The following is a 13,895-nucleotide window of genomic DNA, read 5'->3' as shown; positions in this document are numbered from 1 at the left end:
TCTACTGCACGGTTCTTGAGGGCTCGGCCACGAGCGCCATCATGATCCGTGTCGAGCAGATCGCGCAGTTCAGCGCCGTCGCGGCGCCTTGCGCGCAATCAATGCAGGCGTCGCGGCGACGCGAGCCATCTAGCAGGCCCAGCAGAAGCGCCTCGTCGGTTGACGGGCCGGCGGCGTCGCCGACCTTGAACGGGCGGTCCATGGCGCTCTCACACAGCGTCATCAGGCTGTCGAAGACGGGCGCGAGCAGTTCGGCATCCAAAGGCTGCAGAAGCGCATAGAGGCTGCGTTGAGTCGGCTGGCGCTCGTCGCGCGCCATGCGCCAGCAGCGCGCGGCGGCCGTCACGAGGCCGGCTTGATCAAGCATCACAGGCTCCATCGCGCCGAAACGATCCGGCGGGCCCGCAGTATCAAAGTTGATAATGATTCGCAACTAAGGTTGCGTAATCACCTAGCCGTGCGCAGGCGGCTCCGGCGCCGTGACAGAAGGGATCAGGCCGCGCTCGGCCGAAATGCGCACCGCGTCCCGGCGCTTGCTGACGCCGATCTTCCGGAAGACGGCCTTGAGGCGGTACTTCACCGTATCCGGCGACATGCCGATGATCCGGGCGATCTCCTTGTTGGAGTGACCGAGGCTCAGATAGTAGAGCACGTCGCTCTCGGCCTCGCTGAGCACGCTGTGGGATGCGCCGTTGCTCCGAGCGGTCGGCATGGATCTGGACAGCGCCTTCAGAAACTGGTCCCGGAAGCGGTCGATGCTTGTCCCAGAGGCCAAGGCCTCCTCCAGCAGCGGCTGAACGAAATGGCGGGCGTCGACGAACGGCCGCGACAAGTTCTGGAACATCGCGATGCCGACAGCTTCGTCAAAGGCGGCCTTGGCTTGGGCCGCCGCGCCCATGCTGCGGAAGCATGAGGCGAGCAGGATGTTGACGTCGATCAGCAGCCGTCCGGCCCCGCGCTGTTCCGCCCAGCTCTTGAGGAGCTTCAGTTCGTCCAGCGCGGCGGCGTCCTCGCCTTCATGAAGACGCAGCTGGACGCGGCATAGGGAGGCGGCCACCGCGACGGGCCGGTACTGCGGCGAGTCTTCGGCCATCCCATCGGCCAGGGCGTCCAGATCAATGGCTTCCGCGCGTTCGAGCGCCGCTTCCAGCGACGCGCCATGCAGCAGATGAAGCTCCACCCTGCAGACATCCGCCAGCAGTTCGAGCTGACGATGTCGTCGCCGCATCGCCGTCCGGCGCGCCCGCTCGATGACCTCCATTGCCTCCTCAAAAGCGCCGCCGCCGGCGAGGGCGCGCGCTTCGGTCAGGTAGGCGGCGGCATATACATCCACCCAGCCGTCGGAGCGCTCCATGTGCGGCAGGGCCCAGGCAAGCAGAGCGCGGGCCTCATCGGGCCGGTTCTGCTCGTAGAACTGCACGGCTTGAAAGGCGGCGCAGTTGGCGGCCAGGTCGGACTGCGTGCCGAAGTTGGTCAGGATCCGGCCCCAGGACTGGTCCAGGATCGTGGTCGCTTCAATCGACCGCCCCTGGGCCCGCTTGATCCGCGACTCAAGAAAGCGGGTGAAGAGGTCGCTATAGATCGACCCGAACGCCTGATAATGGTCACGCGCGGCCAGAGTGGGTTGCAAGGCGCGCTCCAGCCAGCCGCCCTCGAAGTATTTGGCGCCGAGGGTTTCGCTGATGTTCGCCAGCACCAGATGATCGTTGGCGGGCAGCTTACGCAGCAAGGCCTCGCGCGCCAGCAGATCCTCCAGCGTCACCGGCTGGTTCTCATAATCGTTCAGGGTGTCGCCCACGACCTGAACTTCCGTCTGGAGGTCGGCGGAAAAGCCGTCCTTTGGCGCATTGGCCAGGAAGCTGTCGAAGGAGGCCCGGGCTAGGCCGAGCTCGCCCACCTTGATCTGCAGATAGACCTGAGCGAGGGCGAGGCGGGGGCGCGCGGCGATCACCGACTTGGACAAGTCTGCCAGGCCGCGTTCGACGACGCCCTGAAGCCCGCGCGGGATCAGCCGCCAGCCGCCGGCCTCTTCCAGGAGCTCGGCCACCAGCATCTGGTCAGAGGCGAGAAGAGCGTGATTGATCGCATCCGCGACGCGGTCGCGCATGGCGAACCAGTGCGCGGCCCGGCGCTGAAGCTCGGCGTAGCGGTCCCGGTTCACCCGCAGCAGCCGGTCGCGCAGGTATTCCGCGAACAGTTGGTGGTAGCGATATTCTTCGCGCCCGGGCGTCACCGGCGTCAGGAACACGCCCTGCTGCTCCAACTGTTCCAGCAGCAGTCCCCCATCTGCGCGATCGCAGAGGAAGTTGACCAACTCGCCCGTCAGGCGGTCAAGGAGGGCTGTCTCCAGAACCACCTGCCGGGTCTCGTCCGGCAAGGTCATGAAGACCTGCTCGGAGAGATAGCGTGCAAGCTCGACGCTGGGTCCGGAGAAGCGGGCCATGGCCTCGTCCTGCGGCATGCCCCGCTTGAGCGACAGGCCGGTGAGCTGCACCGCGATGGGCCAGCCCTCGGTGCGTTCCAGGATCTTGTCGATGTCGTCGGCTTGCAGGCTCCGGCCGGCCCGGGCCAGCAGGGTTTCGGCCTCATGGTCCGTGAAGCGGAGGTCGGCGGCGCCGATCTCCAGAAGCTGCTCCTCGGCGGCGAGGATCGACTGGCCGATGGAGGGATAGTCACGCGAGGCGAACACGAAGTGGCAGTTGGCTGGCGCCAGCCGGACCATAGACTGCAGGAAGCTCGTCACGGCCTCGCTGTCGGCGTGGTGCAGATCGTCGAGGATCAGGATGAACGGTTGATCGACCCGGCCCAGGTCGTTGAGCAGCGCCGACAGAGCGGCGCGCAAAGGCAGGTCGCCGGTATGTCCCCTGCGAGGCCGGCTGGGATCGCTGCCGTGCACCGCCATGAGCAGGTAGCGGACCAGCCGCTTCACATCCCGGTCGTCGCGTTCGAGCGTCAGCCACGCGGTCCGAACGGCGGACTTGGGCAGACTGTCCCGCCACTGCGCCAGGAGGCTGGTCTTACCGTATCCGGCGGGGGCGTGGATGATGGTCAGGCGATGCTTCAGCGCGTCATCCAGACGCTCGAGCAAAGGGTCACGGCGGATCTGGTCCCCAATCCAGATCGGCGGGTCGAACTTCGCGGCCAATACGTCGTTCAAACGGCCCAACGGTCGCCTCGAACCTTGCCTCGTTCCAAGACAGAGAGACTACGGTCATGTGACGCCAGACGCAAAACGCCGGGCGCCGTTCAAGCGAACGTCTTACCCGTCGTGGTCATTTCATTACCCCTCCAGGCGGATTTCGCACCCGTTTTACTCATTGCACCCTTCCGTAGCGGCGGCCTCTAATTCGAGACGGGGCGAGGCCATCAGGGGGTTGGAGTGCGTATTGGTGTCGATGTAGGCGGAACGAACACCGACGCCGTACTGATTGACGGGGCCCGCATCCTGGCCTCGACGAAACAGCCGACCTCCAGCGACGTGCGCACCGGCGTGGCCGGCGCGATCGCCGCGGTTCTGGCGCAGGCTGGCGTGGCCTCTCAGGCCGTCCGCTCCGTGATGATCGGCACTACCCATTTCACCAACGCCCTGGTCGAGCGAAACAGCCTGGATCGCGTCGGGATCATCCGCCTGGCCTCGCCGTCGGGCGAGGCGCTTCCGCCGCTCACCGGTTGGCCTGAGGCGCTGGTCGAGCGCATCGGTCGCCGCCTGTTCCTCCTTCCCGGCGGCTATGAGGTCGATGGGCGCGAAATCTCCCCGCTGGATGAAGCGGCTGTTCGCGCCGCCGCCCGCGCCCTGCGCGAAGAAGGCGTCACCTCCATCGCGGTCAGCAGCGCCTTCGCGCCGATGAACGGCGCCATGGAGGAGCGCGCGGCCGAACTGATTCTCAGCGAACATCCCGAAGCAAGGATCAGCTCGTCTCACGCCATCGGCCGTCTGGGCATCATCGAGCGGGAGAACGGGACCATCCTGAACGCGGCGCTGTCCACCCTGGCGCGGCAGGTGATGGCGTCCTTCGTCGAGGCCCTTGTCGATCTGGGCGTGCGCGCACCGCTCTATATCTCGCAGAACGACGGGACCCTGACTTCGTCTGACAGCGCCGCCCGCTATCCGGTCATGACCATCGGGTCGGGACCGACGAACAGCATGCGCGGAGCCGCTTTCCTGACCGGCCTGCAGAACGCGATCGTCATGGATGTCGGCGGCACGACCTGCGACATCGGTGTCCTGGCGAAGGGCTTCCCAAGGGAGTCCTCCATCGCTGTCGACATCGGCGGGGTGCGCACCAATTTCCGCATGCCGGACATCCTGGCGATCGGCCTTGGTGGCGGCACGCGCATCCACCTCGATCCGGCGCTCTATACGGCGGATCGTCTTGATGAAGGGGCGCTTCGGATCGGCCCGGACTCAACGGGCTATCGGATCACCAGCGAGAGCCGGGTGTTCGGCGGCGACACCCTGACCGCCAGCGACGTCGCGGTCGGGTCGGGATACGCCAGCTTTGGCGACCCGCTGGCTCTGCCGGAAATGAGCGACGCCGTTCGCCGGACGATCTGGAGCCAGATGCAGGCGGTCCTGGCCAACGGTCTCGATGTGATGAAGACCGCGCCCGGCGACGCGACGATCATCGCCGTCGGCGGCGGCCACTTCCTCGTCGCCGACGACATGCCGGGCGCGAGCACTGTTGTCCGCCCGCCCCATGCGGAGGTCGCCAACGCCGTGGGGGCGGCCATCGCCCAGGTCGGCGTGCAGCTGGAGCAGATCGTGGACTACGACCACGCCCCCCGAGACGAGGCGCTGGCCCGTCTGCGCGGAGAGGCGAAGGCGGCGCTCATCGAGGCCGGCGGTGCGCCGTCCAGTTTTGAAGTCGTGGATGTGGACGAGATCTTCCTCAGCTATCTGCCGGGACGATCCGCGCAGGTCCGGCTGAAGGCGGTCTGCGATCTTGAAGAGGCGGCGGGCGGTGAAGCGCCAGCGGCTATGGCGGACATTCATCATGCGTATTGAACGGTCGGCTCTGCCGGACCTCGCATTCGGCGCGGCCTTTCTGGGCTCGGGCGGCGGCGGCGATCCCTATTACAGCCTGTTGCTGGCCGAGGCGGCGTTCGAGCGCTCGGACGGCTTTGAGTTGGTTTCTCTGGACGACGTGGCGGACGATGCGCTGCTGGCGCCGTGCGGATGGGTCGGTGCGCCGACCGTCTCCGTCGAGAAGCTGCCGAACGGTCGCGAGGCCGTGGACGGCCTGCGCCGGCTGGAGACCCTGATGGGCCGGCGCATCGACGCCGTCCTGCCCATCGAGATCGGCGGCTCCAACGGCTTGGCGCCCTTCATCGCCGCGGCGGAGATGGGTGTTCCAGTCGTGGACTGCGACGGCATGGGCCGGGCCTTCCCAGAGTCCCAGATGGCGATCTTCAACATCCGCGGCCTGTCGGCTTGTCCGTCGGTGGTCACCGCGGCCTGCGGGGCGCTGTCGGTGATCGAGACCGACGACAACAACAAGCACGAACGCATCGCCCGGGCGCTGTCCGTGGCCCTGGGCGGCATCGCCCACATGGTGGAGTATCCCTTGTCGGGCGCTCAGGCCAAGGCGACCGCCATCCCCGGCAGCATCAGCACCGCCATCGCCATCGGCAAGGCGGTCCGCGAGGCGAGGGCGGCTCAAGGTGATCCCTTCGAGGCCTTGGCGGCGGCGGTGGAGGCCACCGGCCTCTATCCTCATTGCCGCGTGCTGTTTGATGGCAAGATCGTCGACCTGGAGCGCGAGACGCGCGGCGGCTTCTCCGTCGGCAAGGTCACCGTCGAGGGGCTGAAGTCGCCCGGCCACATGACCATCGAATTCCAGAATGAAAATCTGGTCGCCTGGCATGACGGTGTCCTGCGGGCGATGGTGCCTGACCTGATCACGATCATGGACAGCGAGACCGCCGACACCATCACCACGGAACGCTTGAAGTACGGGCAAAGGGTGAAGGTGGTCGCCGCCGCCGCGCCGGCGCAGTTGCGTGACGCGGTGGCCCTGTCATTCGTGGGTCCGGAAGCCTTCGGCTACGAGACCAGCTTCATCCCGGTCGAACACCTGAACCCAGAGACCCGTTCATGAGTGCGCACGCGCCCAACGACGCCTATGCCAGCGCACCTCTGCCGGAGAGCATGACCATCCCAGGGTGGCGGGTCGCGCTGATCCTCGCCAGCTTCACCCTGTCCCTGCCGGGGTTTCTCAACTCCGCCCAGACTGGTCTGGCCTTGGGCTTCTGGCCGTCGGTCCTGGCGGCGTTCCTGTCGGGCGTGGTCCTGTGCGTGGGTGCGGCCTTCACCGCCATCGTCAGCGTCCGCACGCGGTTGACCACCTACATGCTGGTTCAGCGGTCGTTCGGGGTGAAGGGCGCGGCCCTGGTCAACTTGGTCATGGCGGTGATCCATTACTGCTGGTTCGGGGTGAACGTCTCCTTCCTGGGTGACGCGCTGGTCGCGGCCCAGACCCAGGGCTACGGCGTGCCGGGCGACTTCAACCTGTTCGTCATCGCCGGCAGCATCGTCATCGCCATCTCGACCATCTACGGCTTCAAGACGCTCGATCGTCTGGCGATGATCGCGGTGCCGCTGGTGATCGCCATCCTGTTCCTGGTCTGCGGTCTGGCCCTGCACGCGGGCGGCGTTCCCAATCTGGCGCCGGCGGCCAAGCCGCCCGTGCCCATGAGCTTCGGGGTCGCCCTGTCGGCTCTGGTCGGCAGCAACATGCTCGCCGTCGCCACCATGCCGGACCTGTCGCGCTTCATCCGCAGCGAGCGCGGGGCCGTCGCCGGAATGGTGCTGTCCTATCCCATCGCCACGCCGCTGCTGATGGTGATCTCCGCAGTGATCGCGCTGGCGACCCTGCAGACGGACATCATGCAGCTGGTGGTCGGCTATGGCCTGGGCGCGCCGGCGCTGGCCATGCTGCTGTTCTCGGTCTGGACGATGAACTCGCTGAATCTCTATTCGGCGGGGCTGTCCATGGCGGCGACGTTCCCGAAAATCCCGCAGTGGGCGTTCACGATCGGCGGCGGGGCCATCGGGTGCGCCTTCGCCCTGATGGGGATCATCAACGCCTTCATCCCGTTCCTGGTCACGCTTGGTCTGATCATTCCGCCCATCGCGGCGATCTATGTGATCGACGGCTTCACCATCTTCGGCCGCAAGGGCTCGGCGCCGGTGTTCCAAGCCTTTCGCTGGGAAGCGATCGCCGTCTGGCTGGGGTCGCTGGTGATCACCCTGCCGGCCACCGCCTATGGGGTGACCCTGACCACGGTTCCGACGCTGGACGCCACGCTGCTGGCCGCCGCCGGTTACCTGACGCTGCTGAGGTTCAAGAAACTGATCTGACCGGAGACGGCCGATGAAACGCACCCTGCTGCTGCTATGCGCCGCGGCCCTGATCGGGGCGCCGGCCGCGGCGGCGTCGCCAGCGCTCGAAGCCGGCTACGTCATGCCGGAAACCGAATGGTGGGACCTGACTGCAGACGAAGGTCAGGTCTATCGCATCTACATCTCCCGGCCGCAGGGCGAGGCGCCGAAGGAGGGGTATCCCGTCCTCTACGTACTCGACGGCAACGCCATGTTCGGCGGCTTCGCCGAGGGGCGGCGCATCCAAAGCGTCTATGCCGGCGGTGCGGACAAGATGATCATCGTCGGCGTCGGCTATCCGGGCGGGCGGCTTTATGAGGGGCGGCGTGTCGGCGATTTCACGCCCCCGATCAAGAATGCGGCCCTGGCCAGTTTTCACGCCAAGGACCCGCAAGGCGGACGCGACCGCTTCGAGAGTTTCCTGATCGACAAGCTTCGACCGGAGCTGGCCCGCCGTTATCCCGTCAACGCCGCGCGCCAGTCTCTGTTCGGCCATTCGCTGGGCGGGCTGTTCGCCATGCACATGCTGTATGCGCGGCCGGAGGCGTTTCACACCATCATCGCCACAAGCGCTGCGCTCTGGTGGGACGACCAGATGATCCTTCAGGAGGAGGAGGCGTTCCGCGCCAAGCTCGCCGCCGGCAAGGGCGCGATCCGTCCCGCACGCGTCCTGCTCGCCGTGGGCGAGAACGAGGAGATGCCGGTGATGGTGACGGAGAACCGTCTGCTCGCCCAGCGGCTGGCCGAGCTTTCACGGTACGGGCTGCGCAGCGAGTTCATGGTGCTGGACGACGAAGGGCACCTGACGGTCCCTCATCGTTCGATCACAGCCGCCCTGCGTTGGGCGAAGCAGTGGCCGTAAGCCCCGCTTCGCCCGCCGCATCGTCAGGGGCGCGCGGGCGCTAGGCCGCCGAGCTCGCCATGGACGGGGGCGCCCTTGAACAGGGTCAGCAGCACCTTGGTCTTGCCGATCTGCATTGGGTCGATCTTGAAGATGTCCTGATCCAGAACGACCAGATCGGCGCTCTTGCCGGTCTGCACCGAGCCAGTGATGTCAGCCGTCCCGTTGGCCAGGGCGGCGTTCAGGGTGTGAGCCTTCACCGCCTGGGGCAGGGTGATCGCTTCGTCGGCCAGGAGGGGTGGGGTCTCCGTCGCCTCGTAGTTCACGCGTGTCACGGCGACTTGCAGGCCCTCCAGCGGGTTGGCGGTCGCCACGGGCCAGTCGGCGCCGAAGGCGATGATCCCGCCGCCGCGCAGGATGCTGCCGGTGGGATAGATGTACTCCGAACGCTTCGCGCCGATCGCCTGCTTGGTCAGGTCCATGTACGGGTAGTTGGACGACCAGGTAGGCTGGAACTGCGCTATCACGCCCAGCTTGCCGAAGCGCGGCTGGTCCTGTGGATCGATGACATTCAGGTGGGTGATCATCGGCCGGTCCAGAGAGCCGTTGGCCTTGATCGCCGCCTCGAACGCATCCAGCCCGACACGCACGGCGCCGTCGCCGATGGCGTGGACATAGGGCTGGAAGCCGGCGGCGCCGAGGCGCGTCACGGCGGTCTTCAGCACCTCGGGATCGATCTGCAGCACACCGCGCGAGGTGGTTCCCTCATAGGGGGCGATCATCGCCGCGGTCTGTTGCGGGATGACCCCGTCCACGTAGAACTTCACGGTCTTGGCGCGCAGGCCTTGTTGAGCGGCCGCGCGGGAGGCGGCGATGATGGTGTCGACCTGCTCCAGGCCGCGCTCGTTCTCCCACTTGAAGGCCAGGGTGATGTGCGCGGGCAGGGCGCCCTTGTCGTGCAGCGCCTTGTACGCCGCCAGCATCTCGCTGCCGCCCTCGGCCGAAAGGTCGATCCCGGCGTCGTGCCAGCCCGTCAGGCCCAGGCTGTTGAACAGTTTTCCCACGTAGAGGATCGAGGCCTGCATGTCCTCGGACGACGGCTTGGGCACCAGGGGGGCGACCAGATCCATGGCCGACTCCTGGAGAGAGCCGACCGGTTCGCCCGTGGTCGGATCGCGGTTGATCTCGCCATTGGGCGGATTGGGCGTGTCGCGGGTGATGTTGGCCAGGGCCAGCGCCTTGGAGTTCACCCAGAAGGTGTGGCCGCCGACAGATCCGAAGACCAGCGGCCGGTCGGTGGAGATGGCGTCCAGCACTTCCTTGCGGGGCACGCCATTGGGCGGAAACAGGGAATCCTCCCAGCCCACGCCATGGATGGTTCCGGTTCCCGGGGCTGCAGCCACACAGCCCTTGATGATCTTCTGATAGTCCTCGACGCTGCGTCCGGCGTGGAGCGAGCAGCGGGTGAAGGCCATGCCGCCAAAGACCGGGTGGACGTGGGCGTCGCCGAAGGCCGGCAGCACCAGCCGCCCGCCCAGATCGACCACCTTCGCGCCGCGCTTCACATAGCTGTCGACCGAGGCCTTGGGGCCGACGGCGACGATCTTGCCGCCGCTGATCGCAACGGCTTCGGCCCAGGGCTGCTTGTCGTCGACCGTGTAGATCCGCGCATTGGTGAGCACGAGATCGGCCTTGGGCGCAGCCAGGGCGCCGCCTGCCGCGAAAACAAAAAACGCGGACGCCGCAGCGACCGCGCGAGAATGCTGGAACGGAACCGAGCCAGGCTTGGACTTCATTCGAAATACTCCGAGGTGGCGCCGGAGACGCCTGAGCGCCTCCGGCTTACCGTTATCAGAACCGGCGGCGCACCGAGGCGAGGACGGTACGGTCCTTCGCCGCGACGCAGGTGCCGGAGTTCGGCCCGTAGACATTGCAGATGTCGTAGTACTGCTTGTTGAACAGGTTGCTCGACGTCACCGAGAACTCCCAGTCCTGGTAGAAGGCGGTGAACATGGCGTCGAACAGCGTCACTGAAGGCTGCTTCAGGAGCATGCCGGCGTCGATCCGATCGCCCACATGGCGCACGCCGCCGCCGGCGCGGATCGTCCACTCGTTGCCGAGCTTGAACGTCTTGGTGCCCCACAGCGAAGCGAGCTCGCGGGGCTGAGCCGCGATGCGGTTGCCTGCGGTCAGGGTGGTGCTGGACTCCAGCACCTTGGCGTCGATGTAGCTGTAGGACGCGGTGACGTCGAAGTCCCTGGGCATGCGGATGACCGCTTCGGCTTCAAAGCCCTTCGAGCCGACCACGCCGCCCTGGATGAAGTTTTGAACGTTGGTCGGGTCCTGGGAGATGAAGTTGCTCTCCTCGATGTCGAAATAGGAGGCCGTGAACAGCGCGCCGCGCACCGGCTCCCATTTGACGCCCCCTTCGTACTGGCGTGCGGTCCGCGGCGTGTAGGGATTGCCGAAGAAGTCGCCGCCCGGCACGGGCAGGAAGGATTCCGCGTAGTTGAAGTAGGGGGACAGACCCTTCACCACCTCGGCGATGATCCCGCCGCGGAAAGACCACTTCACCTGATCGGCTTCATCCACGCCGTTGCGGCGCGAACCCGCTTCATCCCGGCGCAGGCCGAGGACGATATGGACGCGGTCCGCGAAGCTCATCTGGTCCTGCACGTAAAGGCCCAGCTGCGTGCTGCGATAGTCGAGGAAGTTGAACGCGCCGAACGGGAAGGGCCCGGTCGGTTGCGGGTTGTAGGCGTTGATCGGCGGCGGCGAAGGGAACGGGTAGAAGTTCAGGTACGAAAAGCCCTCGTCCTTGTTCTGCTTGAACCAGAGGTAGTCCAGGCCGACCAGGACCTTGTGCGAGATGGGACCGGTCTTGAAGGCCACATTGACGTTGTTGTCGGTGTTGAGGACCTGGCTGTTCTCGTAGTTCACATAGAACTCGCGGCGCAGCAGGGTCTCGGCGGCGTCCGCCCACGGCTCGGCCGTGTAGTTTGTGTAGACCTCCTGGTAGTCCGTGTTCATGTCGCTGTAGCGCGTGGCGCTGCGGAACGAGATGTTGTCGCTGAATCGGTGGTTGAAGATCGCGCCGATGGACGTGAACTCGGTGTCCATCTTGTTGAAATCCTTCTCGCCCTGCCAGAAGTTGAAGGGCAGCTTCTCGGCGTCGTTGTCCGCCAGGAAGGACTTGAACAGCGGCACGTAGCCGAGCGAGCCCTGCTTGTCCTTCTGGTACAGGCCGATCAGCGTGATGTCGGTCTTCGGTGTGATCTCGAACTTCACGGACGGGTTCAGGACCAAGCGGTCGTCCGGCGTGCCCCATTGGGTCTTGCCGTCGCGCCAGACGCTGACCATGCGGACGGCCAGCTTGTCGTTGAGGGGCGTGGTGTAGTCGAGCTGGCCCTGGATGCGGTCATCTGTGCCGACGACAACGCCGACTTCACCGGCGGTCTCGAAGCGCGGCGTCTTGCTGACGCCGTTCAGGACGCCGCCCGGGCCGCCGGCGCCGTAAAGCACCGAGGAGGGACCGCGCAGGACTTCCACGCTCTGGACGGTGAAGGGTTCGAGGCGCGCGCCGTAGATGAAGTCCGGCATGCGCTTCAGGCCGTCGAGGTATTGCGCCGCGTCGAAGCCGCGCGAAACCACGAAGTCGCCGCGCGAGTCCACGCTGGTCGCGGCGGCCACACCGGCCGTGTAGCGGAACACGTCCTGGAAATCGACGACGCTTCGGCTTTGAATTTCGTCGGCTGTGACGACGCTGATTCCCTGCGGCACCTCTGTCAGCGCAGCGTCGGTCTTGGTGGCGGCGGCGGCCCGTTCGCCGGTGACGACGATTTCGTCGATCTCATTGCTCTGCGCCATGGCCGCGACTGGCGCGGTCAGCGCACAGGTCGTCATAAGCGCCGCCAGCAGGCGTCCGGAAGACGTACGTCGATGGACGGTCTTAAGCATCACGATACCCCCTTTGGTCTCGATCTTGGCAATTCGCCGCATTGGCGCGCCACGTTCCCCGGAGGTATTCAACACAAGCTCTGAAGGGGCTTGTTCCTGTATTCAGGGTAACGTCGTTCAAAGATGGGTAAGTGCGTCTCACTGTCATGACGCCGCAATACCCAGTTGGATACGACCCTTTCGAGCGGCGGGGCCTACCCACCTTCAGACGATCCTACTCAGTTCAGGTCTGGCCAGCGGCGACCTTGATTCGAGCCAGGCCATCGGCGGCTTCCTCATCGGTGAGACTGGCGAAACCCAGGCGCAATCCCCGCTCTCCTTTGGAGTTGAGCGAATAGGCGTTGGACGGCGCGAACCGCACGCCCGCCGCCGCGCCGTTCGCGTCGATGCGATCCAGAACCGCGGGGTCGGGAAAGGTCAGCCAGAAGGCCAGGCCGCCGTCGGGCGTTTGATACTGGACCGTCTCGCCGAAGGTCCGCGCCAGCGCCGTATCGAAAGCCCTGCGTCGGGTGTCGTAAATGACCTGCGTCTTGCGGATGTGTCGGCGCAGTTCGCCCGAGTCCATCAGTTCGGCGACGGCTTCCTCGGTCACCAAATTGCCTTGGCGGTCCAGGGACATGACGGCATGCGCCATGGCGTCGATCACGGCTTCCGGAGCCACTACATAACCCACCCGCAGGCTGGGCAGGGTGAGCTTGGACAGTGACCCCACATAGATCACCCGGTTAGGGGCATAGCTGGCCATGGGCAGCAGAGGCTGGGACTCGAAATGGTACTCGTGGTCGTAGTCGTCCTCGATCACAGCGAAGGCGAACTGCCGCGCCAGCTCCAGCAATCGAAGCCGTCGTTCCGGGCGCAGGGCGACGGTGGTCGGGAACTGGTGGTGGGGCGTCAGGAACACCGCCCGCACCGGGTGAGCGCGGCAGGCCTTCTCGACCGCATCGACATCGATGCCGTCGGCGTCGAGCGGCAAGCCGATCACCTGCGCGCCGGCGGCCCGGAACGCCTGCGCCGCCGGAGCGTAGGTCAGGGCCTCCATCAGCACCACGTCGCCCGGTTTCAGCAGGGCGCGCGCCGCCAAGGCGACGCCCATCTGCGAACCACGGGTGAGGCAGATGTTGTTCACGCCCACCTGCAGACCACGCTGCGCCGCCAGCATGTCGGCCAGGGCTTGGCGCAGGATCAGCGAGCCGCGCGGGTCGCCGTAGCGCAGGCGGTTGCGCCGGTTCGCCTGGACGATGGCGTCGCGATAGGCGCGGGCGAGAAGGTCGGTCGGGAAAAGCCGCGCGTCCGGTGTCCCCTGATCAAAGGTCAGGGCGTCGCCGCCTGAAAGCACGAAGGGCGGTCCGTCCACGGCGTTGAAGCGGTACTCGGCGGCTCCCGGCGCCCCGGCGCCCGGCTGTTCGAAGGGCTGGTCGGGAAGGTTGGAGGCCACGCGGGTCCCGCGCGTGGCGTCGGATTGAAGCCAGCCCTGAGCGATCAGGTCCTCATAGGCGAGTACGATGGTCTTGCGGTTGACCTGCAGGGTGCGGGCCAGTTCGCGGCTGCTGGGCAGGAATGCGCCAGGCATCAGGCGCCCGCGCTGAATCTCGTGGATCAGCGCATAGACGATCTGCAGATACAGCGGCATGTCGCGCGTGGCGTCGATCCGCTCGGAAAGCGAAATGCTCCAGGGTCGCAGCACGCTGGTCTCAGCCTCTCAAATCGAGGCGCAGC

General features: G+C 66.2%; 9 protein-coding genes. 4 read left to right on the top strand and 5 right to left on the bottom strand.

Translation table 11 applies throughout. The features are described 5' to 3' along the window. Position 1 precedes the first annotated feature (1 nt). Both P7B02_RS15925 and P7B02_RS15920 read right to left on the bottom strand, forming a co-directional pair. Positions 2-367: a hypothetical protein gene (locus tag P7B02_RS15925; RefSeq protein WP_277787334.1), complete on the bottom strand. Its 366-nt coding sequence runs from the start codon at positions 365-367 to the stop codon at positions 2-4. Positions 368-451: 84 nt separating this feature from the next. Next, a complete protein-coding gene (locus P7B02_RS15920) occupies positions 452-3,166 on the bottom strand; it encodes a helix-turn-helix transcriptional regulator (protein ID WP_277787333.1) in 2,715 nt (904 codons plus the stop codon). A gap of 213 nt (positions 3,167-3,379) precedes the next feature. Here P7B02_RS15920 and P7B02_RS15915 point away from each other — a divergent pair, with 213 nt between their 5' ends. The 4 genes from P7B02_RS15915 to P7B02_RS15900 are packed head-to-tail and all read left to right on the top strand — an operon-like array spanning position 3,380 to position 8,243. Then, positions 3,380-5,005: a hydantoinase/oxoprolinase family protein gene (locus tag P7B02_RS15915; RefSeq protein ID WP_277787332.1), complete on the top strand. Its 1,626-nt coding sequence runs from the start codon at positions 3,380-3,382 to the stop codon at positions 5,003-5,005. Further along, on the top strand, positions 4,995-6,098 hold the full coding sequence (locus P7B02_RS15910) for a DUF917 domain-containing protein (protein WP_277787331.1): 1,104 nt from the start codon (positions 4,995-4,997) through the stop codon (positions 6,096-6,098). Before P7B02_RS15915 ends, P7B02_RS15910 begins: the two co-directional genes overlap by 11 nt. Continuing rightward, positions 6,095-7,360, top strand: a complete 1,266-nt coding sequence (locus tag P7B02_RS15905) for a purine-cytosine permease family protein (protein WP_277787330.1) — start codon at positions 6,095-6,097, stop codon at positions 7,358-7,360. The genes P7B02_RS15910 and P7B02_RS15905 overlap by 4 nt, the downstream gene beginning before the upstream one ends. A 13-nt stretch (positions 7,361-7,373) precedes the next feature. Continuing rightward, the gene (locus P7B02_RS15900) at positions 7,374-8,243 is read left to right on the top strand and encodes an alpha/beta hydrolase (RefSeq protein ID WP_277787329.1); all 870 of its coding nucleotides are present in this window, start codon (positions 7,374-7,376) and stop codon (positions 8,241-8,243) included. A 23-nt stretch (positions 8,244-8,266) separates the two neighbouring features. Here P7B02_RS15900 and P7B02_RS15895 read toward each other — a convergent pair whose 3' ends face one another. The 3 genes from P7B02_RS15895 to P7B02_RS15885 form a co-directional block, all read right to left on the bottom strand. Continuing rightward, positions 8,267-10,018: an amidohydrolase gene (locus tag P7B02_RS15895; RefSeq protein ID WP_277787328.1), complete on the bottom strand. Its 1,752-nt coding sequence runs from the start codon at positions 10,016-10,018 to the stop codon at positions 8,267-8,269. A gap of 55 nt (positions 10,019-10,073) precedes the next feature. After that, the gene (locus P7B02_RS15890; protein WP_277787327.1) at positions 10,074-12,179 is read right to left on the bottom strand and encodes a TonB-dependent siderophore receptor; all 2,106 of its coding nucleotides are present in this window, start codon (positions 12,177-12,179) and stop codon (positions 10,074-10,076) included. A gap of 223 nt (positions 12,180-12,402) precedes the next feature. Next, positions 12,403-13,863 carry a PLP-dependent aminotransferase family protein gene (locus P7B02_RS15885; protein WP_277787326.1) on the bottom strand — a complete coding sequence of 487 codons (1,461 nt, stop codon included), beginning with the start codon at positions 13,861-13,863 and terminating at the stop codon, positions 12,403-12,405. Positions 13,864-13,895 lie beyond the last annotated feature (32 nt).

The sequence above is a fragment of the Caulobacter segnis genome (assembly GCF_029543125.1).
Classification (GTDB): domain Bacteria; phylum Pseudomonadota; class Alphaproteobacteria; order Caulobacterales; family Caulobacteraceae; genus Caulobacter; species Caulobacter segnis_D.
This window is presented reverse-complemented; position numbering and strand designations above follow the sequence as displayed.